Below are 22,142 nucleotides of genomic sequence, written 5' to 3'. Positions count from 1 at the left end.
GCGCACCCGCACCCCGCAACGAAACCTCACCTGGCAGCCCGAACCCGCCTCCACACCCCCGGCGCCGCACTGATGACCAAGGTCAACGCAACCGCCGCCACCACACCCTCCCAAGGCTCCTTGAACAGCGACCCACCCAGAATCCCGATCAGCTGATACGTCACCGCCCACGCAAGGCACGCCGGAAAGTTGCCCCGCGCAAACCGCCGCATCGGCCACTTCGCCACCAGGCACGCCAACATCACCGGAATACGCCCCGCCGGCATCAACCGCGACAGCACAAGCACCGCAACCCCATGCTCAGCCAGCCGCTCCTGCGCCTGCGCAAGCCGTTCCTCCGGCGCGCGCGAGCGGATCGCCTCCAACCACCGCGACCCGTTCTTCGACCCCATCCCCCGCCGCCCCAGCCAGTACAGGGCGATGTCCCCGAGAAACGCGGCGACAGACGCCGTGACGAACACCAGCGCCAACGCGAACGGCGCCGTCTGATGAAACGCCACCACCGCCGCCGAACTCACCAACGCCCCCGTCGGCACAACCGGCACCAATGCCCCGATCAACACCAGCAGAAACAGCGACGGATACCCGATCGCCTGCTGCGTGGACTCCGCAGGCGGAGGCGTCGCCGCGGCGAGCCACATCACCGCGCCACCTTCAGCCGCACACTCTCCCCGTGCCCGAGCAGATGCACCGCCACCTCGGGCGCGACGCCGGCGGCCAACCGCACGAACTCCGAGCCCGGCGCGTGGAATTCATGCGGGCGCACCGCGTCCATCCCGATCGGCCAGTACGTTCCGTAGTGCACCGGCACCGCACTGCGCGGCGCCAGCCGGACCAGCGCCTCGGCCGCCCGCCCCGCGTCCAGATGCCCCTCACCGAGATACGGCCCCCAGCCACCCACCGGCAGCAGTGCCACGTCGACCGGCCCGACCTCCTCGGCCATCGATTCGAACAGTCCCGTGTCCCCGGCGAAGTACGTCCGCGCCTCGCCCTCGACGACATAGCCGAGCGCGGGGGAGCGGTGCGGCCCGACCGGCAGCCGCCGCCCGTCGTGCCACGCGGGTACGGCCCGTACGACCAGGCCGCCGATCACCGTCTCGTCGCCGGGCGCCACTTCACGGATCTCCAGGTGCCCGAGCCGGCGCAGTCCCGGCACCGCCCTGGACGCGCCCCGGGGCAGGAGCAGGCGGGTGCCCGGGGCGAGCGAGGCGAGGGAGGGAACGTGCAGGTGGTCGGCGTGCAGATGGGAGACGAGCGCCACGTCCGCGTCCCGGGCCCGCGGCGGCGGCACCGCACCCCGGCGACGGCGCAGATGAGCGAGCCGGCGTGCGAACAGGGGATCGGTGAGCACGCGTACGCCCGAGTCCGCGACCGTGCAGGTGGCGTGACCCCACCAGGTGATCTCCACCGGCACCTCTTTGCCTCCTTCGCGCGACTCCCCCGAAGCCTACGACCAGGAGTAGTCTCGGCGCCTGAAAGCCGGAGGTGAGGGGGACGCCATGGGACCGGTACGGGTCACCACCATCGCGAGTCTGACGCCACTGGAAGAGCTGGACGACGACCCCTTCCTGGTGGACTCCCGCAGCCAGCACGCCATGTGCGCCCGCTGGGCCGCGGAGCGGGGCTACACCGTCAGCCGCGAGCTGCTGGTCCGTGGACTGCGCCCCGACCACTGCGTCCTCTGGGACGGCGTCCGCCCCGGCGTCGACCTCTTCGTCGCCCCCAGCCGCCGAGTCCTGGAAAGCGCCCTCTCCTCCGTCGACGAGTTCACCGCCGAGTGCGCCAGACGCGGAGTACGGGTGGAGACGGTAGGAGTAGCGGAGCCCGCCTACGACTCCCAGATGAAGGCCAGAGTCCACCGCCGCCTCTCAATGCCAACGGCAGGTTACGACGGCCGCTGAGCGACAGCGCCCCCGAAGGGGCGCGGGGCTGTGTCGATATGCGGCTCCGCCGCGTGGGCGCGACCAGCCACAACGAACCCGCACCCGACCGACAACCTCCCTCGCCCGAAACCCGGTATGCCACGCTGGACGCGTGCATCGTGGGCGTTGGCGGCGGGTCGTCAGTCAGAGCGGCCGGAGTATCGCCGTATGGGCGGTCTCCACGGCCACCATGCTCGTACTCGCCGGCCTCCTGCCCGACTTCCAGCTGCGGTCCGCCGACGGTGACAGCGCCACCGACATAGCGATGACCGCCGCGTTCGGCGCGGGCGCCTTCGGTGTGCTGTCGGCCGTGGTGTGGCCGCTCCTCGTCCGGCTCCTGCTGCTGGTGCCCGCGCTGGTCCTGGGCCTGCTGGTGTTCTTCCTCAACGGCGGGCTGCTGCTGGTGGCACTGCGCCTCAACCCCACCGAGCGCGGCGCCGTCGCCTGGGAGACCGGCGTCGTGGTCGCCGCTGTGATGTCCGCCGTCGCCTCGGCCACCGGCGGTGCCCTGGCCGTGCGCGACGACGACGCCTACCGCCGCCGCCTGTACCGTCTCGCCGACCGCCGCCGCGGCTCCGGGCCGCCCTGCCCCGCCACCCACGGCACCGTCTTCCTGCAACTCGACGGCGTCGGCCACGACGTCCTGCTGGACGCGGTCGGCAAGGGCCTCATGCCGACCGTCGCCCGCTGGCTGGGCACCGGCGACCGGGCCAGACCCACCCACCGGCTCACCCCGTGGCGCACCGACTGGTCCAGCCAGACCGGCGCCAGCCAGCTCGGCATCCTGCACGGCAGCAACTACGACATCCCCGCGTTCCGCTGGTACGAGAAGGACCGCCGCGAGGTGATGGTCAGCAACCGCCCGACCAGCGCCGCCGAACTCCAGCGCCGCGCCGTCGAGCGCACCGGCGACGCCGGACTGCTCTCCGCCGACGGCGCCAGCCGCGGCAACCTGTTCAGCGGAGGCGCCGACGAACAGGCCCTCGTGCTGTCCATCGCCACCAGGCGGCGAGGCCGGGAGAACCGCTCCCGGGCGGGCTACTTCGCGTACTTCTCCGACCCGGCGAACGCCGTGCGCACCGCGCTGTCCTTCATCGCCGAGGTCGGGCGGGAGATCGGCCAGTCCACCCGGGCCCGCTTCCGCAAGGTCCGCCCGCGCGTCAAACGCGGCGGCCTCTACCCCTTCATCCGCGCCTTCGCGACCGTCGTCGAACGGGACGTCGTGGTCGCCGCGGTGATGGGCGACATGCTCGCCGGGCGCACCGCCGTCTACGCGGACCTGGTGGCGTACGACGAAGTGGCGCACCACTCCGGGCCGATGAGCCGCGACGCCGAGAAGGTCCTCGAACGTCTCGACCGGGCGCTCGCGCTGATCGGGAAGGTCGCCGAGCACGCACCGCGGCCGTACCGGATCGTCGTGCTGTCGGACCACGGGCAGAGCCCCGGCGAGACCTTCCGGGCCCGCTACGGCCTCTCCCTCGGCGACCTGGTGCGGGCCGGCTGCGGGCTGCCCGTGCCGCGCAAGGCACAGCGCACCCACAGCGGCGCCGAGGCCCGCGCCGCGGTACGTGCCGCGCTGCACAGGCCGGTCGAGGAGGGCGGCGAGCAGTACCGTCCGGCGCGCCGGACGGAGCCGCTGGTGCTGGCCTCCGGCAATCTCGGCCTCGTCTCCTTCCCGGACGTCCCGCACCGGATGAGCAAGGAGGAGATCGACGCCCGCCACCCCGCCCTGCTGACCACGCTCGCCAACCACCCCGGCATCGGCTTCGTCCTCGTCCGCAGCGAACAGCACGGCGGTGTCGTGCTCGGCCCGTACGGCACCGAGATCCCGCTGGACCGACTCGACGAGGACCCGGGCCCCCTCAAGGACTTCGGCCCGGGCGCCGCCGAAGCGGTCCGCCGCACCCACTCCTTCCCGCACGCCGCCGACATCATGGTCAACTCCTGGTACGACCCCGCGGACGGCGAAGTCCTCGCCTTCGAGGAGCAGATCGGCTCGCACGGCGGCCTCGGCGGCGCCCAGGCGAAGGCCTTCCTGCTGTCGCCCGTCGCCCTGTCCGCCCCGGTCGACGACACCCAGGAACTCGCCGGCGCCGAGCACATCCACCACGTCCTGCGCCGCTGGCTGCGTGAGGTGGACGGGCCGCAGGTACCGCTGGACGCTGAGCCGGAGGAGCGGGCCGCCTGAAAACCGGGTGCGCCGAAACGGTCGTACGCACACACTGTTCGCAGTCGAACCTGCTCGAACAGACTTGAGGAGCCACCTGCTTTGCAGGCTGCCGTCACCGTCACTCCCGCCCGAATACCTGAACTTCTGCTCGGTCTCGCGACCGTCCGCCCCGTCTTTCTCTGGGGCGCCCCCGGCATCGGAAAGTCCTCCCTGGTAAGGGAGTTCGCCGAGTCCCTGGGACTTGAGTGCGTCAGTCTGCTGGGCACCCAGCTCGCCCCCGAGGACCTCATCGGCGTGCCGCAGATCCGTGACGGGCGGTCGGTGTTCTGCCCGCCGGAGGCGATCGCCCGCGACGAGCCGTACTGCCTGTTCCTGGACGAGCTGAACGCGGCGACGCCCGATGTGCAGAAGGCGTTCTACTCGCTGATCCTGGACCGCCGTATCGGCAACTACGAGCTGCCGAAGGGCTCGATCGTCATCGGCGCCGGAAACCGCGCGACGGACAACGCGCTGGCCCGCCCGATCGCCTCCGCCCTGATCAACCGCCTCGCCCACGTCCACCTGGAGGCCTCCGCGAAGGACTGGCTCGCCTGGGCCGCGGGCAACGGCATCCACCCCTGGATCCTGGACCACCTCACCGACCGGCCCGACCACCTGTGGTCCAAGCCGCCCAAGACCGAGGAGCCCTTCTCCACGCCCCGCTCCTGGCACATGCTCTCCGACGCGATGCACTCCTTCGGCGCGGAGCTCGACGAGGAGACCCTGAAGATCGTCGCGCACGGCACGCTGACGCCCGCGCACGCCGTGGCCTTCTGCGGCTACGTCAAGATCGTGCGCAGCCAGTACGGCATCGAGGCGATCATCAAGGGCGACGCGCGCTGGCCGCACCGGATGCAGGACCGCGACCTGCTCTACTACCTCGCCGAGTCGTTCCGCGGGCGGCTGGTCAAGGAGCTGCCGGCCAGCAAGGAGCACCTGTCGGCGAGCGGGCAGCAGATGGCGTACCGCGCCAAGTCGCTGCTTGTGCAGCTCGCCGAGATCTCGGTGGAGGTCGCGCAGAGCGTCATCGCCCCGGACACCGACGGCAACCCCCTCCTGCCGGCCTGGTTCCTGGTCGAAGCGGCCCGCGACATGCCCCGCCTGGTGGAGGCGCGGCAGTGAGCGGAACGTGCGGTGCGAGGGGGCGGGAGATGGCTGGCCGCGGCGTGGGCCGGCCCTGTGCTGCGCCGCCGCGCAAACTGCCGCCCGGTAAGCAGCCGTCGCGCAAGCGGCCGTCGCGCAAGCAGCAGCTGCGCGAGGAGCCGCTGCGGAAGGGGCCGCCGAGGTGAGCCGTACCCGCGGTGCCAAGCAGGCCAAGAAGGACCTCGCGGCCGAGGCGTTCGCGGAGGGTATGCGGCTGGTGCGGGCCAACCGGGCGCTGGCCGCGGTCGGGTTCAGCACCTGCCGCAAGGAGGACTGCCCGCTCGCACCCGCCTCCGGGCTCGTCCGCGTCGACTCCGACGGGATCCTGCACGCCCACCCCACCCGCCGCGCCGACCCCGCCGACTGGGCCTGGGCGATCGCCCACGGCATCATCCACCTCGGCTTCGGCCACGTCCCGGCGAAGGAGGGCCGCCGTACCCAGCCCGACCGGTACGACCTCGCCGCTCGCTGCGCCGTCGTCAACCGCTTCCTGCTCGGCTTCTCCATCGGCCGGACCCCCGACGCCCTGCCGCCCGGCTACCCCGACGGCGACGAGGAGCAGCTCGCCGCCCGCTGGCGCCGCGACGGCATCCCGGGCGCGTACGAGCACTGCGGCACGGCCGGTGGCGACCCGGACCAGCTCCTGGTGCCGTGGGACACCTGGATGGGCGGCACCCCGAAGAACTGGCAGCTGGACTTCGCGCACGCCCTCACCCGCACCGTGGCCACCGCCATGGACGTGGCCGGCGGCCGCCGCGACTCGATGCGCGGCGGCCCCACGCGGCTCCAGCCCTGGGAGCGTGCCCTGAGCTGGTTCGTCTCCTCCTACCCGCTGCTCGGCGGCATCGCGGCCGGCGTCACCCTGGTCGCCGACGCCGAACTCGCCCGCGCCCACGGCATCTCCGTCGCCGCCGTCGACGCGGAGGCGGCCGAGATCTACATCAATCCCCTGCGCGAACTCGACGACGAGGAATGGCGGTTCGTCCTCGCCCACGAGATGCTGCACGCCGCCCTGCGCCACGGCGACCGCTGCGGCCCCCGCGACCCGTATCTGTTCAACGTCGCCTGCGACTACGTCATCAACGGCTGGCTGACCGAGATGCAGATCGGCACCATGCCCGACGGACTGCTCCACGACCCCGGCCTGGGGGGCCTCTCCGCCGAGGAGGTCTACGACCGTATCGCCGGCGACCTGCGCCGGATGCGCCGTCTGTCCACCCTGCGCGGCAAGGGCGTGGGCGACATCCTCGGCGGACCGCTCGGCAGCCCGCGCGACTATGTCGACCTGGACGAGTTCTACCGCCGGGGCCTGTGCCAGGGTCTCGACCTGCACCAGCAGCAGGAGCGCGGCTTCCTGCCCGGCGGCCTGGTCGAGGAAATCCGCGCACTGAGCCATCCGCCGCTGCCTTGGGACGCCCAACTGGCCCGCTGGTTCGACGAGTTCGTGCCCCGTCCGGAGCCGGTACGGTCGTACGCCCGCCCCTCGCGCCGCCAGTCCTCCACCCCCGACATCCCGCGCGCGGGCCGCTACTTCCCGCCCGAGGAGATCGCCCGCTGCACCTTCGGCGTCGTCCTGGACACCTCCGGCTCCATGGACCGCACGCTGCTCGGCAAGGCGCTCGGTGCCATCGCCTCGTACGCCGAGGCCCGCGACGTACCGGCCGCACGCGTCGTCTTCTGCGACGCGGCCCCGCACGACGCCGGGTTCCTGCCGGTCACCGAGATCGCCGGACGCGTGCGGGTGCGCGGCCGCGGCGGTACGGTCCTCCAGCCCGGGATCGACCTGCTGCACCGGGCGGACGACTTCCCGCCGGGCGCCCCCATGCTGGTGATCACGGACGGCGACTGCGACACGCTCCGGGTCCGGCGTGAGCACGCCTATCTGATTCCCCAGGGCGCCCGACTGCCGTTCACCGCACGTGGGCCGGTGTTTCGCGTGCGGTGAGCCGGAATGTGATCGGATGGGGCCACGGAACCCCGCAACGGGACCCCATGCGAAAGGAAGAACCGTGGCAACCACGCGCTCCGCACACACGGTCTGGGAAGGCAACCTTCTCGAGGGCAACGGCGTCGTCACCTTCGACTCCTCCGGGGCCATCGGCGAGCAGCCGGTCACGTGGGCTTCGCGCGCCCAGGACGCGAACGGCAAGACCAGCCCCGAGGAGCTGATCGCCGCCGCCCACTCCAGCTGCTTCTCCATGGCCTTCTCGAACATGCTCGCCAAGGCCGGTACGCCGCCGACCAAGCTCGTCACCTCGGCGGATGTGTCCTTCCAGCCGGGTGAGGGGATCACCGGGATCCACCTCACCGTCGAGGGCACGGTTCCGGGGATCGACAACGACACGTTCGTCGCCACGGCGGAGGAGGCGAAGGTGGGGTGCCCGGTGAGTCAGGCGCTCACGGGGACGACGATCACGCTGTCGGCCAAGCTCGCCTGACGGTCGCCTGGGGGCGGGGACGGTTCGTTGTCGGCTGCGGCTGCGGCTGCGTCGTGGCTGGTCGCGCAGTTCCCCGCGCCCCATGGCGGCGTTGCTGTGCCCCTCTCTGGAAATGACCCGGTGCCTCTCTGGGTACCCGTCCCATTGACAACAGCGCACTCAAGTTTTGTGCTGGAGTTCGGGAGCGGCCCTGGCGGAAGGGGACAGCGATGGCACGTGCGGTCGGAATCGATCTCGGGACCACGAACTCGGTGGTCGCCGTCCTGGAGGGCGGCGAACCCAGCGTCGTCGCCAACGCGGAGGGGGCCAGGACCACACCGTCGGTCGTGGCCTTCGCGAAGAACGGCGAGGTGCTCGTCGGTGAGGTGGCCAAACGGCAGGCCGTGACGAACGTGGAGCGCACCGCTCGCTCCGTGAAGCGGCACATGGGCGACGGGAGCTGGCGGTTCCCGGACCAGGGCGACATCGACGGCACCCGCTACCGGGCCCAGGAGCTGTCCGCCCGTGTCCTGCAGAAGCTGAAGCGGGACGCGGAGTCCTACCTCGGCGAGGACGTCACCGACGCGGTGATCACCGTACCGGCGTACTTCGACGACGCCCAGCGGCAGGCGACCAAGGAGGCCGGGGAGATCGCGGGCCTGAAGGTGCTGCGGATCATCAACGAGCCGACGGCCGCCGCGCTCGCCTACGGCCTCGACCGCGGCGAGGAGCAGACCGTGCTGGTCTTCGACCTCGGCGGCGGCACCTTCGACGTGTCGCTACTGGAGATCGGCGACGGCGTCATCGAGGTCAAGGCCACCAACGGCGACACGCACCTCGGCGGCGACGACTGGGACCAGCGGGTCGTGGAATACCTGGTCAAGCGGTTCAAGGGGTCGTACGGCATCGACCTCGGCAACGACAAGATGGCGCTGCAACGGCTGCGCGAGGGCGCCGAGAAGGCCAAGATCGAGCTGTCGTCGTCCACCGAGACCACGATCAACCTCCCCTACATCACCGCCTCCGCCGAGGGGCCGCTCCACCTCGACGAGAAGCTGACCCGCGCCCAGTTCCAGGAGCTGACCGCCGATCTCCTCGACCGCTGCAAGACCCCCTTCCACCAGGCGGTCAAGGACGCCGGCATCAAGCTCTCCGCGGTCGACCATGTGATCCTCGTCGGCGGCTCGACCCGGATGCCCGCGGTCACCGAACTCGTCAAGGAACTCACCGGCAAGGACCCGCACAAGGGCGTCAACCCGGACGAGGTCGTCGCGGTCGGCGCCGCCCTCCAGGCCGGTGTCATCCGCGGTGACGTCAAGGACGTCCTGCTGCTCGACGTCACCCCGCTGTCCCTGGGCATCGAGACCAAGGGCGGCATCATGACCAAGCTCATCGAGCGCAACACCACGATCCCGACCCGGCGTTCGGAGATCTTCACCACCGCCACCGACAACCAGCCCTCGGTCGGCATCCAGGTCTACCAGGGCGAACGCGAGATCGCCGCCTACAACAAGAAGCTCGGCGTCTTCGACCTCACCGGACTGCCGCCCGCCCCGCGCGGGGTGCCGCAGATCGAGGTCGCGTTCGACATCGACGCCAACGGCATCATGCACGTCTCCGCCAAGGACCTCGCCACCGGCCGCGAGCAGAAGATGACCGTCACCGGCGGCTCGGCCCTCCCCAAGGACGACATCGACCGCATGATGCGGGAGGCCGAGCAGTACGCGGAGGAGGACCGCAACCGCCGTGAGGCCGCGGAGACCCGCAACCAGGCCGAGCAACTCGTCTACCAGACCGAGAAGTTCCTGCGGGAGAACGAGGACAAGGTCCCCGCCGACACGAAGTCGGAGGTCGAGTCCGCGATCACCGAACTCAAGGAACTCCTGGAGCGCGACGCCGAGACCAGCGAACTGCGCACCGGCGTCGAGAAACTCGCCTCCGTCAGCCAGAAGATGGGCCAGGCGATGTACGCCCAGGCCCAGCAGACACCGACGGAGGACGCCGGTCAGCAGGGCTCGCCGCAGGACGAGGAGGGGGTGGTGGACGCGGAGATCGTCGACGACGAGCGGGACGACCAGAAGGGTGGCGCGGCGTAAGCGTTCCGCGGAAGGCCGTCGGTCGGCTGCGGCGCCGTTGTGGCTGGTCGCGCCCACGCGGCGGAGCCGCAAATTGACACAGCCCCGCGCCCCTTCGGGGCGCGTCAGTCCAGCGTCGCGCACACCGCGTCCAGGACGCAGGCGTACGGGGTGCCGAAGTCGGTGAGGTGGGAACGGAGTTGTTGCAGGGCGGTGCGGTGGTCGGTGAGGAGGTCGGTGTTGCCGGTGCGGGAGGCGAACTCCAGGACCGCGGGCAGGAAGTCCGGCAGTTCCTCGCCGGTGAACTCCAGGCCGTGGGCGCGGTAGAGCTCCTTGAAGCGGACCAGGGACATGCCCCGGCGCCGGGTGTCGCCGTCGTGCCACCAGCTCAGGTACAGGCTGTGGCGGTTGTCGAAGTCGAAGACCTGGACGTAGTGCGCGGCCAGCTGCTGCGGGTCGGTCACCGCGGCGTGGTCGGTGAACTCCCGTAGCTGCGGGGCGGCTTCGCGCAGCAGCGGAAGCCGGGCGCGGAACTCGTCGTCGGGGTAGGTGAGACAGAGCGCCGCCGCCTGGTAGAGCACCTCGAACGTGGGCATCAGGTCTCCTCCTCCTTTTCCACGGACACGAGCGGCAGATGGATACGGCCCCCGGAGTCCCGGCCGAACGGCCCGTCGCCGCCCATGCCGGGCCCGCCGTCGTGGTCGAGGCTGCACCCGCCCGGGAGCGCCGACTCCTCCAGCCGTCGCGCGTCTGAGACACCCGCCGTCGGGATCACATACCGGTCCTCGTACTCGGCGATCGCCAGCAGCCGGTACATCTCCTCGATCTCGTCGGCCCGCATGCCGACGGCGCGCGCTACCGACGGATCGGGCTCCTCGCCGAGGTTGATGGCGCGCATGTGGGAGCGCATCGCGGCGAGCTTCTCCAACGACGCCCGGACCGGGGCGACATCGCCCGCGGTGAAGAGCTCCGCCAGATACTCCAGCGGAATGCGCAGGGTGTCGATCGCGCCGAACAGGTTCCGCGCGTCCTCGCCGTCGTGCCCGGTCTCCGTCAGCGCCTCGACCACCGGCGACAGCGGCGGGATGTACCAGACCATCGGCATGGTGCGGTACTCGGGATGCAGCGGAAGCGCCACCCGGTACCTGCTGATCAGCGCGTGCACGGGCGACCGCCGGGCCGCCTCCACCCAGTCGTACGGGATCCCCGCCCCCGCACAGGCCCGCCGCACCCCGGGATCCTCCGGGTCGAGGAAGACGCCCAACTGCGCCGCGTACAGCTCCTGTTCGTCGGGCACGGAAGCCGCGGCCGTCACCCTGTCCGCGTCGTACAGCACCACCCCGAGATAGCGGAGCCGCCCCACGCACGTCTCCGAGCAGACCGTCGGCAGCCCCACCTCGAGGCGCGGAGAGCACAGCGTGCACTTCTCGGCCTTGCCGGTGCGGTGGTTGAAGTAGACCTTCTTGTACGGGCATCCCGTCACGCACATCCGCCGGCCCCGGCAGCGGTCCTGGTCGACGAGGACGATGCCGTCCTCCTCCCGCTTGTACATCGCGCCGGACGGACAGGCGGCCACACAGGACGGGTTGAGGCAGTGCTCGCAGATGCGCGGCAGATAGAACATGAAGGTCTGCTCGAACTCGAAACGCACCTTGTCGGCGGCCTGTTGGCGGACCCGCTCGACCATCGGATCGTTCTCGTAGTCGTAGGTCCAGGGCTCGTGGTAGTCCTTGATCTCCGGGAGTACCGGCTGGGAGATGCTGCCCGCGAGCCTCTTGAAACGGCCGCCCGCCTTCAGCTTCAGCGCACCGCGCCGGTTCAGCCGCCAGCCGCCCTGCCACGTCTCCTGGTCCTCGTAGCGGCGCGGATAGCCCTGGCCGGGGCGGGTCTCGACGTTGTTGAACCAGATGTGCTCCATGCCCTGGCGGTCGGTCCACGCCTGTTTGCAGGTCACCGAGCAGGTGTGGCAGCCGATGCACTTGTCGAGGTTCATCACCATCGCGATCTGGGCCATGGGGCGCATCAGGACTCGACCCCCTGGCTGCGGCGGCGGAGCACCGTCACCTCGTCGCGCTGGTCGCCCGTGGGGCCCAGGCAGTCGAACGCCCAGGAGAGCTGGGCGTAGCCGCCGACCAGGTGGGACGGCTTGAGGAGCAGCCGGGTCGGCTCCGTCTTCGGTACGCCCACTGTGCGTTCCTGCGCGTGATGCGTGTAGACGGTGCCGTGCGGGATGCGGTGCGAGACGACGGCGCGGGCGACGACGACGCCGTCGCTGTCGACCGTCTCGATCCAGTCGTCGTCCTTGACGCCGATCGCGTCCGCGTCCTGCGGAGACATCCAGATGTGCCGGTCGCCATGGGAGAGCGCCAGCATGAAGAGGTGGTCCTGGTACTCGGAGTGGAGGGACCACTTGTCGTGCGGGGTGAGGTAACGGACCGTCACCTCGCGTTGGCCGTCCGGCCCGACGCGGGGTTCGCCGACGAGCCGGTTCATGTCCAGGGGAGGCCGGTACACCGGGAGCGCCTCGCCCAGCTCATGGATCCAGTCGTGGTCCAGGAAGAAGTGCTGGCGCCCGGTGATGGTGTGCCAGGGCTTGAGGTGGGAGGGGCGGCCGTCGTACGCCGTGCCGTTCAACTGCCGTAGATCCTCGACCTCTTCGGTCGGGGCGGTGAACTTCTCGCCGATCGCCGTGTAGTCACGCTCCACCACGGTCAGGTGGGGCATCGTCCTCCCGGGCACGGGGTCGCACTCCCCGCGCTTCCAGTCCCTCACCACCCCTCCCGGCTGGGCGATCTCGCCCGGCGTGTCGTGCTGGAGCGGCGACGCGACCAGGTCCTTGCGCACCCCGAGATGGCCGACGGCCAGCTCGCTCAGCCTCTCTGCCAGCGCCTTGAACGTGTCGAAGTCGGTCGCGGCGGGCAGGACGACGTCCGACAGCAGCGTCGACGAGGTCTGCCGGAAGTCCAGCGACAGCAGCAGATCGAGCTTGCCCTCGGGCGCCTCGTCCCGCCAGGTCACATCCCGCGGGCGCTCGCCGGGCTCGGCCTCCCGCGCGCTCAGCGACGACTGCGTGCCCAGCAGATGCCTGGTGAAGTACTCGGCACCCGTCGCCGACGAGCCCAGCGGATCGGCCCGCCACAGCGTCAGCACGCGCGGCCAGTTCTCCGGCGCGTCCGGGTCCTCGCACGCGAACTTCAGGGTCCCGGCGCGGAGTTCGGCCACCACCCGCGACACCGGATCGCCGAACGCCCCGCCCAGCTCCAGCGGATTGCGGTCGAAGGTCGGATACGACGGCATCCACCCCGAACGCACCGACAGGGCAAGGCAGTCCGCGCCCGTCATCCCCGCGAACCGGCCCTCACCCAGCGGCGAGGCGAGCACGTCGGCGGTGAACCGGTCGTAGCGCCACTGGTCGGTGTGGAGGAACCAGTACGCGGTGCCGCTCATCTGGCGCGCCGGACCCGACCAGTCGGAGGCGGCGGCCGGCGTCGTCCAACCGGTCACCGGACAGCACTTCTCCTGGCCCGCGTAGTGTGCCCAGCCGCCGCCGTTGCGGCCCTGGCAGCCGGTGAGCTGGAGAAGGGCGAGGAAGGCGCGGTGGATCGTCTCGGAGTGGAACCAGTGGTTCGTCCCCGCGCCCGTCAGGATCATGCAGCGGCCCTTGGACCGCTCGGCCGTCCGCGCGAACTCCCGGGCGATCTTCACGCACTTGGCCGCCGGAACGGATGTGTGCGCCTCCTGCCAGGCGGGCGTGCAGGGCGTGCCGGCGTCCTCGTAGGAGGCGGGCCAGCGGCCGGGCAGGCCGTGGCGGAAGATGCCGTACTGGGCGAGGAGCAGGTCGAAGACCGTGGTGACCAGGGGGCCCTCGGCGCCGCCGAGCCGGGTCGCCGGGACTCCCCGCCGCAGGACGTCCCCCCGCCCCTGACCGTGCTCGCCGCCCTCGGTGTCGAAGCGCGGGAGCAGCACCGCCACGCCTCCGGCCGCCTGATGGCCGTACAGGCTCAACTGCGGTTCGATCGAGCCGAGTTCGAGATTCCAGTTGCCCTTGTCCGAGTCGGTCCAGCGGAAGCCGAGCGAGCCGTTCGGGACGACGGCCCGTCCGCTCGCCGCGTCCAGCACGACCGTCTTCCACTGCGCACCCTCGCCCTTGTGCCCCAGATCGGTGGCGCGCAGGAACTTCCCCGGGACGTAGGCGCCGTCCCGTTCGGTCAGGGTCACCAGGAAGGGCAGGTCGGTGAACTTCCGTACGTAGTCCGCGAAGAACGGCGTCTCGCGGTCGACGAAGAACTCCCTGAGGATGACGTGGCCCATGGCGAGCGCGAGGGCGCCGTCCGTGCCGGGGTGCGGATGCAGCCACTCGTCGGCGAACCTCGCGTGGTCCGCGTTGTTCGCGTCGTCGGGGGCGACGACCACGACCTTCTGGCCGCGGTAGCGGGCCTCCGCCATCCGGTGCGCGTCGGGTGTGCGGGTCACCGGGACGTCGGAGCCCCACATCATCAGATACGCGGCGTCCCACCAGTCGCCCGACTCCGGTACGTCCGTCCGGTCGCCGAAGACCTGCGGCGAGGCGACAGGCACGTCCGCGTACGACAGCATCGGGGCGCCGATCAGCGCGTGGAAGCGGGCGCCCGCCGCGTGCGACACCATCGACATCGCCGGGACGGGCGAGAAGCCGGCGATGCGGTCGGGGCCGTACGCCTTGATGGTGTGGACATGCGCGGCGGCGACGATCTCGACCGCCTCGTCCCAGCCGGCGCGGACCAGGCCGCCCGTGCCGCGGGCCCGCTGGTAGCGGCGGCGGCGCGCAGGGTCCCGCTGGATGTCGGCCCAGGCGAGGACGGGGTCCCGCAGGCGTTCCTTCGCCTCCCGGTACATCCGCAGGAGCACACCGCGGACGTACGGGTAGCGCACCCGGGTGGGAGGGTAGGCGGACCGGGAGAAGGCGGCGTCCCGCGGGCAGCCGCAGGGCTCGACGGCGTCCGCCTCCCGGTCGCCGGTCAGAGCGGTGCCGTGCAGGTCGGGGGAGGGCGTGCCGGAGCGGAAGAACCGGCCGGTGCGCAGCAGGAACGCGGCCGGCTCGGCGGGCGGCATCTGCGTGTCGGTCACGTGCGCTCCCTTGCTTGCCCCGCCATCAAACCTAGGGGCGAGCAGGGGAGCGCACCTGTTCACGGCGCCCGTACGGGTCAGGCCTTACGGGCGACTCCCGCGTACACCGGCACGATGCCCTCGGCCTGGACCGCCACGTCCTCCGGCTCCGGCCGCCAGCCCGTCACCGGGATCACACCGGGGCCCAGCAGCTCCAGGCCGTCGAAGAAGCGCGAGAACTCGGCGAGCGAACGGGGGAAGAACGGGGTGCCGCTGCGCCGGAAGTTCTCCGCCGCCTTCCCGATCGCCTCCGGGCTGAGGTCGGGAGTGACCTGGGACAGGACCAGGTAGCTGCCCGGGGCGAGCGCGGCGACGTACTTCCGCAGCAGTCCGTACACGTCGTCGCCGTCGGGGTCGTCGCCCAGGTAGTGCGTCAGCGCGACCAGCGACAGCGCCACCGGCGCACCGAGGTCCAGGGACTCCCCGGCCCGGCTCAGCAGGCTGTCGATGTCACGGACGTCGGCGTGCACGTACTCGGTCGCGCCCTGGGCCGAGCCGTGCAGCAGGGCCTCCGCGTGCCGCAGGACGATCGGGTCGTTGTCGGCGTACACCACCTTCGACTCCGGCGCGACCTGCTGGGCCACCTGGTGCAGATTGGGTTCGGTGGGGATGCCCGTGCCGATGTCCAGGAACTGGCGGATCCCCGCCTGCGCCACCGTCCGCGTCGCCCGGTGCATGAAGCGGCGGTTGGCGCGCGCCCCGCGCAGCACCGTGCCGTCGACGGCCAGGATCCTGCGGGCCAGCTCCTCGTCCACCGGGTAGTTGTCCTTGCCGCCCAGCCACCAGTCGTAGACCCGGGCGGGATGCGGACGGCTGGTGTCGATGCGGGCGAACTCGGCCTCGGAACCGGTCATGCGGTGTCTTCTCCTACGACTTCGGGTCGGGGTGGCTCAGCAGTTGCCGCGGTGGTCCCGCAGGATCTTCTTGGTCTGCTCGGCGGACGCGGCACGCGCCGTCATGTGGTCCAGCACCTCCAGGTGCGTGGAGACCTCCGTGCGGGAGTCGAGATACAGCGCGCCGGTCAGATACTCGGTGAAGACCATGTCGGGAAGCTCGGGCTCGCCGAACCGGAACAGCGTGAACGGCGCGTACGTCCCCGGGTGCGGGCCCGCCCTGAACTCGGCGACCTGGAGGGTGACGTGGTCGCGCTCGGCGAACTCCAGCAGCTTGTCGATCTGTTCGCGCAGGACGGAGCCGTCGTCGCTCACAGGACGGAGCAGGACCGTTTCATCCATGATCACCCACAGGTGGGGGTGGTCGTCGCGCTCCAGGAGCTGCTGCCGGGCCATGCGCAGCGACACATGCCGCTCGATGGCCTCCGGACCGGTCTGTCCGATCGTCCCGGCCTCCAGCACGGCCCGCGCATACGCCTCCGTCTGCAGCAGACCGGGCACGAAGTGCGGCTCGTAGGAGCGGATGATCCAGGCGGCGCCCTCCAGGCTCACATACAGGCTGAACCAGTCCGGCAGCACATCGTGGAACCGCTGCCACCAGCCCGGCTGGTTGGCCTCCTCGGCGAGCGAGACGAACGCCGCAGCCTCCTCCTCGGACACGCCATAGGCGTCAAGGAGCAGCTGGACGTACGGGATCTTCAGCGCGACATCGGCCATCTCCATGCGCCGCACGGTCGCGGGGGCCACCCGCAGGACCTTCGCGGCCTCCTCGCGCTTGAGCCCTGCCGCCTCGCGCAGCTCCTGCAGCCGTTTGCCGAGGACCACCTGACCGACGGTGGGCGCGGGTCGCCGCTCGCTCACGCCACGCCTCCCCTACGTGCCGAAGTTCGGGAGCAGTGTGTCATGTTCGGGCGGGTGTCGGACAGAAACGGTGGTGAGTCGCACCACGCCGCATTACCTCGCGGGTAATCGACCGCGCCGGGCGCGCGAAGGATCGTAGGGGCACCGGGTTCCGGGCCGGCGCACTCCGCTCCGGAATCCGGGTCCGCTGCCGCACCTCGATGGAGGGTGATTCGTCATGTCCGCGACCCAGCTCGCCACGCTCGCCCGGACCTCCGACCCGCACGCCATGCTGCGTCGCTTCCTCGCCCTCGACGCGGTGGTCACCGGCGCGAACGGCCTCGCCTACCTCGCCGCCTCCGGGCCGCTCGGGCGCTTCCTCGGGGTCGACTCCGGGCTGCTGCTCGGACTCGGCGTGCTGCTCGCCGTGTACGGGGCCGCCGTCGGCTTCCTCGCCACCCGTGCCCACCCGGCCGCGCTGCCGGTCAGGGCCGTGATCGAGGTCAACCTCGCCTGGGCGGCGCTGAGTCTCGCCGCCCTGGGCCTGTGGCTGTCGCCGACCACGGCGGGCGCGGTGTGGACGGTGCTTCAGGCGATCTCCGTCGCCGGGTTCGGGCTGGTCCAGTACATGGCGCTGAGGGCGCGTCAGGGCATCCGCAGCTCCTGAGTCGGTGGGTGCGGGCCCGGCCGGGCCCGCACCCACCGTCGTTCACGGGGTGTAGACGGTCGGCCTGGGGGCCGTCGCCATGCCGCTGCCGATGTGGAAGCTCGGGTGCGGGGGCTGGTTGTAGGCCGTGTTCTGCCAGGCCAGGGCGGTGCGGTACATCGTGTCGTGGAGCAGGGTGGTGATCTTCGTGCCGGTCTCGTGCGGAGTGGAGTAGATCCGCAGCGCCGTGTTGTTCGACGTCGGCCAGACGACCTCCTCGCGCCAGTCACCGAAGATGTCCCCGGACAACGACGGGGTGGCCTTGGTGCCGTTGTTGGAGTGGACCGAGGCGCCGGTCAGCAGCCGCGTGTCGGACGACGTGCCGTACTTGTCGATGCGGGTGCCGTCGAGGAGTTCGCGGGTCGTGTCGCCGTCCCACCAGTTCACGAAGTTGATGCTGGACGGCTCGCGACCCAGCGAGGCTCCGGTCGGGGAGCGCAGGGTCGTGTCGGAGGCGGACCAGGACTCGGCGCCCGCGGACCCCGCGTGGATGTCGGCGGACACCCCGCGACCGTTGTCGGCACCGGAGGCCGTCTGCCACAGGAGCGCACCGGTGCGGGCGTCGGCCATCCAGGAGCCGGGCTTGGAGGTGTCCTCCGACACCTTGAAGTACTCCAGGCCCGAGCGGGCGGGGTTGAGGTCGCCCACATGTCCCGCGTCGCCGTGGCCCAGCTTCGTCGTCCACAGCCCATGGCCGTTGTCGTCCACGGTCATGGCGCCGTACACGATCTCGTCCTTGCCGTCGGCGTCCACGTCCGCGATGGACAGACTGTGGTTGCCCTGACCGTCGTACCCCTTCCCCGTGTTGGTGGAGGAGTTGGTGTCGAAGGTCCAGCGGCGGGTGAAGGCGCCGCCTCGCCAGTCCCAGGCCGCTATCACGGAACGGGTGTAGTAGCCGCGCGCCATGATGAGCGAGGGGCGGGCGCCGTCCAAGTACGCGGTGCCGGCGAGGAATCGGTCGACCCGGTTGCCGTAGGAGTCGCCCCACGACGCCACCGAACCCCGGGCCGGGACATAGTCGACCGTGCCCATCGCCCTGCCGGTCTGCCCGTTGAACATGGTGAGGTACTCGGGGCCGGAGAGCACGTAGCCACTGGAGTTGCGGTGGTCGGCCGACGAACTGCCGATCACCGCGCCCGTGCCGTCCCGCGTGCCGTCGGCCGTCTTCATGGCGACCTCGGCCTTGCCGTCGCCGTCGTAGTCGTACACCTGGAACTGCGTGTAGTGCGCGCCGGAGCGGATGTTGCGGCCCAGGTCGATGCGCCACAGCCGGGTGCCGTCGAGCTTGATGCCGTCGACGATGGTGTTGCCGGTGTAGCCGGACTGGGAGTTGTCCTTGGCGTTGGTGGGCTGCCACTTGAGGACGAAGTCGAGGGCGCCGTCGCCGTCGAGGTCACCGACGGAGGCGTCGTTGGCCTCGTAGGTGTACGCGACGCCGTCGGGGGTGGTGCCGCCCGCGGGCGGGGAGATGGGGACGTCCTTGTAGCCGGTGCGGAACTGGATCGCGTGGACCGAGTCGGCCTGCTCGACGCCGCCGACGATCGCGCGGACGGTGTAGTCGGCCTGTTCGGGAGCGCCGGAGTGGAAGTAGGTGGTGGAGCCGGTGATCGGGGTCGCGTTGACCTTCGTACCGGCGCGGTAGACGTTGAAGGAGACGTCGCCCGGGTCGGTGCCCAGCCAGCGCCAGCTGACCAGATTGCCGGCGGCCGTGTGGACGCTGACCACACCCCGGTCGAGTTTCTCGACCTGGCGTGCGGTGGCGGCCTCGGCTGTGCCGGGGCCGGTGAGGGCGGTGAGTCCGGCGGCGACCAGCGCGGTCGTGGCGCCCAGCGCGGAGAGGACGACGCTTCGTCTGCGGTGCTTGTGCGGGTGCTGCACGAGACGTACCTCCTGGAGGACGGACGGGTTCCGGCCTCTCAGTGGTCGCCGTGCACCTCGAAGTTGCCGTATCTTTCGGCCAGTTCCGCTGCCGTCCGGGCGATCTTCGCCCGGAGCTCGGGCGGGCCCAGCACTTCGATGTCCGTGCCCAGACGCAGGAACTCGCCGGCCGCGTGGTCGACGGACTCGATGGGGACCGTGGCCTGGATCCAACCGGTCTCGTCCGTACGGCCGTTGGCGGCGACGGCGCGGGCGAGCGGACCGGAGAGCGTCACCGACGGCGCGATGCGTACGACCGCCTCCGCGCGGTACAGCCGGTCGTGGAAGTCCCTCTGGTACGCCTCCCAGTAGGCGGCCAGATCGAAGTCGCCGGGACGCGTGAACTCCTCGTCCGACGCGGTGAGTTCGAGGATCTGGTCGACCCGGAAGGTGCGCGGCCCGGGACCGGCGACCACATACCAGCGGCCCGCCTTGAGGACCAGTCCGTACGGTTCCAGACGGCGCTCCACGTCGGTGGGCTCGCGCCAGCGCCGGTAGACGATGTGCAGCACCCTGCTGTTCCACACGGCATCGGCGACCGCCGGGAGATACGGAGCCTCCTCGCCGGCCGCGTACCAGCCGGGGGCGTCGAGGTGGAAGCGGCCGCTGATCCGGTCGGCTTGGACGGGCAGCGCGGCGCGCACTTTCAGCTCGGCGGCGGCGAGCAGGGAGCCGAGGCCGAGTTCAGCAGCCGGCCCCGGGACCCCCGCGAGGAACAGCGCCTCCGCCTCGTCGGCGGTCAGGCCGGTGAGCCGGGTGCGGTAGCCGTCCAGCAGCCGATAGCCGCCGTCGTGGCCCGCGTCGCCGTACAGCGGGACACCGGCCGCGCTCAGCGCGTCGACGTCCCGGTAGACCGTGCGGACGGAGACCTCCAGCTCCTCGGCGAGCTGGGCGGCGGTCATCCGCCCGCGGGTCTGGAGGAGCAGCAGGATCGAGACGAGTCGGCCGGCTTTCACTGACACAGGATGTCAGTGAAGCGGTCCTAGCGTCCTGCCATGAGCTTCACCGAGAAACTGCTGACCGTGCCGCCGCCGATCGAGGTGGCCGGGCGGCACATCAAGCGCTACCACGTCACCTCGGACCCGGCGGGCATCGCGCCGGACGTCGAGAAGGCGGCGTACGCGATCCTGCCGGAGCTGCTGCCGGAGCCGGACGGCACCCCGCCGGCGACCTTCGTCGTGCTGCACCGGGGCGGTGACGACGGCGCCTACCTGAACGCGTACAGCTGGGTCTGGGACAACGTCCTGCACTTCCGCGGCGCCTCGGCGGGCCAGCCGGTGCTCGGCTGCCCGGACAACGATCCCACGCACTTCATCACGACAGACAAGCCGTGGATCGGCTGCGTCTGGGAGCTGCCGCCGATCCTGCACGAACGGGACGCCTGGGTACGGCACCTGCTCGCGCCCGAACTCCCCGACCTGGCCGCCTACTTGGCGGACACCCTGCCCGCCGGAACGACTGGAGACCGGGGCGCTGCGCTGGCGTGAGCCGATCACATCGGGCCGGTTCAGGGTGCAGGTCGGTCTGCGTGACCGTCGCTCTGGGGGCTGCCGCCCCCAGACCCCCGCTTCGGCCTGAACGGCCTCGTCCTCAAACTCCCCCAGAGGGGGCACCCCCAACGGGCTGAGATGTGGTGACCGGCACTGAGAGGGCCGACGACGCGTTCCCCCACTCTCAGCTTCGCCGAGCGGGTGGACCCATCGGAAAGGGTCGCGTGCGGTTCGTCTGGTCGGGCGTCTCGGCGGACGCGGCCCGCTGGGAGCAGGCGTTCTCCGTGGACGGCAGGGAGACCTGGCTGAGCAACTGGATCATGGAGTTCAGTCGTCGGGCGGTTTCCTGAAGGCCCGGAGGGAGAACACGGGGTCGGGGCGCGGCCGGTCCTGGTCGGGGAGCGTCGCCAGGAGCTCGGCGAAACGTTCGGTGCGCGGCTCGCCGGGCGGCAGCTGGGTGAACCAGCCGCGCCGCAGGTCGGCGGCGGTCCGCCGAGGGCTGCGGCCCTGACCCACACCCGGGAAGCGGGCCTGCCCGGTGGGGAGCAGTCCCTGCTCGGCGGCGTACGACTCCACGGCCGTCGCCTCGTCCCGGGCGGGCCGGCGTGGGCGCGGCGCGAGCACGGCATCGATGTCACTGCCCACGTCGTGCGCGGCGGCCTTGTCGACGGTGGTGACGTACATACCGCCCGGCCGCAGGACCCGGGCGCACTCGGCGACGGCGGCCCGCACGTCGTCGGGTTCGTCGAGCAGATGCAGCAGCCACACGCTGGTCACGGCGTCGAACGCGCGGTCCGGGAACGGCAGCCGCCGGCTGTCCGCGAGCACGACCGCGCCGGGCAGGCGTACGGCGGCCATCCGGGCCATCCCGGACGTCAGATCCGCGCCGGTCACCCGCAGGCCGGGCCGGGCCGCCGCGAGCCGCCGGGTCACGATGCCGGTGCCGCAGGCCACGTCGAGGAGGCGGCCCGTCACGCCGGGCAGCAGGCCCAGGACGGCGTCGGCAGCGGCGGCGGCCCGGGGTTCGCCGCCGCGTGTGATGTCGTAGGCGTCGGCTTCCTTGTCGTAGTCCAGCACCGGGTCACTTCGCCCCGTGGGCCGGTGCCAGTTCCTCCACCCGGCGGGCCAGCTTGAAGTCCCGCTCGGTCACCCCGCCCACCGTGTGCGTGTTCACGCTCAGTGACAGGGTGTTGTAACCGAGGGTGAGGTCGGAGTGGTGGTCGAGCTCTTCCTGGACCTGGGCGATGTGGACGACCATCGCGGTGGCCGCGAGGTGCGAGCGCAGCCGGTAGGAGCGGGCGATCCGGTCCCCGTCCAGGGACCAGCCCGGCAGCTGAGCCAGCCGCTCCTCGATCTCCTCCTGCGACAGCGGTTCGAGGGGCATG

Annotated in this window: 20 protein-coding genes; 9 read left to right on the top strand and 11 right to left on the bottom strand. The window is 71.3% G+C overall.

Annotation, left to right across the window (positions count from 1 at the left end; translation table 11 throughout):
* Positions 1-26: 26 nt before the first annotated feature.
* Both OG828_RS10335 and OG828_RS10330 read right to left on the bottom strand, forming a co-directional pair.
* Entirely contained in the window at positions 27-641 is a 615-nt protein-coding gene (locus OG828_RS10335; protein ID WP_328371705.1) for a DedA family protein, read from the bottom strand.
* On the bottom strand, positions 641-1,414 hold the full coding sequence (locus OG828_RS10330) for an MBL fold metallo-hydrolase (protein ID WP_328352897.1): 774 nt from the start codon (positions 1,412-1,414) through the stop codon (positions 641-643). Before OG828_RS10330 ends, OG828_RS10335 begins: the two co-directional genes overlap by 1 nt.
* 85 nt (positions 1,415-1,499) lie before the next feature.
* On the opposite strand from OG828_RS10330, the gene OG828_RS10325 reads away from it, so the two are divergent.
* The 6 genes from OG828_RS10325 (at position 1,500) to dnaK (ending at position 9,787) form a co-directional block, all read left to right on the top strand.
* The gene (locus tag OG828_RS10325; RefSeq protein ID WP_328352895.1) at positions 1,500-1,901 is read left to right on the top strand and encodes a hypothetical protein; all 402 of its coding nucleotides are present in this window, start codon (positions 1,500-1,502) and stop codon (positions 1,899-1,901) included.
* 133 nt (positions 1,902-2,034) lie between these two features.
* A complete protein-coding gene (locus tag OG828_RS10320) occupies positions 2,035-4,110 on the top strand; it encodes an alkaline phosphatase family protein (RefSeq protein WP_328500921.1) in 2,076 nt (691 codons plus the stop codon).
* A gap of 81 nt (positions 4,111-4,191) precedes the next feature.
* Positions 4,192-5,253, top strand: coding sequence for an ATP-binding protein (locus OG828_RS10315; protein ID WP_210572185.1), 1,062 nt, complete (start codon positions 4,192-4,194; stop codon positions 5,251-5,253).
* 163 nt (positions 5,254-5,416) lie between these two features.
* Positions 5,417-7,219, top strand: coding sequence for a vWA domain-containing protein (locus OG828_RS10310; protein ID WP_328500920.1), 1,803 nt, complete (start codon positions 5,417-5,419; stop codon positions 7,217-7,219).
* Between the two features lie 64 nt (positions 7,220-7,283).
* Positions 7,284-7,712 carry an OsmC family protein gene (locus OG828_RS10305; RefSeq protein WP_328352882.1) on the top strand — a complete coding sequence of 143 codons (429 nt, stop codon included), beginning with the start codon at positions 7,284-7,286 and terminating at the stop codon, positions 7,710-7,712.
* Between the two features lie 209 nt (positions 7,713-7,921).
* On the top strand, positions 7,922-9,787 hold the full coding sequence (dnaK, locus tag OG828_RS10300; protein ID WP_328500919.1) for a molecular chaperone DnaK: 1,866 nt from the start codon (positions 7,922-7,924) through the stop codon (positions 9,785-9,787).
* A 104-nt stretch (positions 9,788-9,891) separates the two neighbouring features.
* Here dnaK and narJ read toward each other — a convergent pair whose 3' ends face one another.
* From narJ to OG828_RS10275, 5 genes are all read right to left on the bottom strand, one after another.
* Positions 9,892-10,362, bottom strand: coding sequence for a nitrate reductase molybdenum cofactor assembly chaperone (gene narJ, locus OG828_RS10295; protein ID WP_328500918.1), 471 nt, complete (start codon positions 10,360-10,362; stop codon positions 9,892-9,894).
* Positions 10,362-11,789: a nitrate reductase subunit beta gene (locus tag OG828_RS10290; RefSeq protein WP_328500917.1), complete on the bottom strand. Its 1,428-nt coding sequence runs from the start codon at positions 11,787-11,789 to the stop codon at positions 10,362-10,364. The genes narJ and OG828_RS10290 overlap by 1 nt, the downstream gene beginning before the upstream one ends.
* Positions 11,789-14,872 (bottom strand): molybdopterin-dependent oxidoreductase, encoded by a 3,084-nt coding sequence (locus OG828_RS10285; protein WP_328500916.1) that lies wholly within the window; start codon positions 14,870-14,872, stop codon positions 11,789-11,791. The genes OG828_RS10290 and OG828_RS10285 overlap by 1 nt, the downstream gene beginning before the upstream one ends.
* 77 nt (positions 14,873-14,949) lie before the next feature.
* The gene (locus OG828_RS10280; RefSeq protein WP_328500915.1) at positions 14,950-15,765 is read right to left on the bottom strand and encodes an SAM-dependent methyltransferase; all 816 of its coding nucleotides are present in this window, start codon (positions 15,763-15,765) and stop codon (positions 14,950-14,952) included.
* A 36-nt stretch (positions 15,766-15,801) separates the two neighbouring features.
* Entirely contained in the window at positions 15,802-16,665 is an 864-nt protein-coding gene (locus OG828_RS10275; protein ID WP_328352865.1) for a helix-turn-helix domain-containing protein, read from the bottom strand.
* A 217-nt stretch (positions 16,666-16,882) separates the two neighbouring features.
* Here OG828_RS10275 and OG828_RS10270 point away from each other — a divergent pair, with 217 nt between their 5' ends.
* Entirely contained in the window at positions 16,883-17,311 is a 429-nt protein-coding gene (locus OG828_RS10270) for a hypothetical protein (protein ID WP_328352863.1), read from the top strand.
* Between the two features lie 42 nt (positions 17,312-17,353).
* Here OG828_RS10270 and OG828_RS10265 read toward each other — a convergent pair whose 3' ends face one another.
* Both OG828_RS10265 and OG828_RS10260 read right to left on the bottom strand, forming a co-directional pair.
* A complete protein-coding gene (locus OG828_RS10265; protein ID WP_328500914.1) occupies positions 17,354-19,228 on the bottom strand; it encodes a rhamnogalacturonan lyase in 1,875 nt (624 codons plus the stop codon).
* Positions 19,229-19,266: 38 nt separating this feature from the next.
* Complete coding sequence (locus OG828_RS10260; protein WP_328500913.1) at positions 19,267-20,223, bottom strand: helix-turn-helix transcriptional regulator; 957 nt, start codon at positions 20,221-20,223, stop codon at positions 19,267-19,269.
* Positions 20,224-20,262: 39 nt separating this feature from the next.
* Here OG828_RS10260 and OG828_RS10255 point away from each other — a divergent pair, with 39 nt between their 5' ends.
* Both OG828_RS10255 and OG828_RS10250 read left to right on the top strand, forming a co-directional pair.
* Positions 20,263-20,754, top strand: a complete 492-nt coding sequence (locus tag OG828_RS10255; protein WP_328352857.1) for a hypothetical protein — start codon at positions 20,263-20,265, stop codon at positions 20,752-20,754.
* Positions 20,755-20,981: 227 nt separating this feature from the next.
* The gene (locus OG828_RS10250; RefSeq protein ID WP_328505067.1) at positions 20,982-21,107 is read left to right on the top strand and encodes a hypothetical protein; all 126 of its coding nucleotides are present in this window, start codon (positions 20,982-20,984) and stop codon (positions 21,105-21,107) included.
* Here the strand turns inward: OG828_RS10250 and OG828_RS10245 are convergent.
* Both OG828_RS10245 and OG828_RS10240 read right to left on the bottom strand, forming a co-directional pair.
* A complete protein-coding gene (locus tag OG828_RS10245; RefSeq protein WP_328500912.1) occupies positions 21,085-21,834 on the bottom strand; it encodes a class I SAM-dependent methyltransferase in 750 nt (249 codons plus the stop codon). The two genes, OG828_RS10250 and OG828_RS10245, sit on opposite strands and share 23 nt — an antisense overlap.
* A gap of 4 nt (positions 21,835-21,838) precedes the next feature.
* Entirely contained in the window at positions 21,839-22,141 is a 303-nt protein-coding gene (locus tag OG828_RS10240; protein ID WP_210582436.1) for a 4a-hydroxytetrahydrobiopterin dehydratase, read from the bottom strand.
* Between the last annotated feature and the right edge of the window lies 1 nt (position 22,142).

This window comes from Streptomyces sp. NBC_00457 (assembly GCF_036014015.1).
Lineage (GTDB): Bacteria > Actinomycetota > Actinomycetes > Streptomycetales > Streptomycetaceae > Streptomyces.
This window is presented reverse-complemented; position numbering and strand designations above follow the sequence as displayed.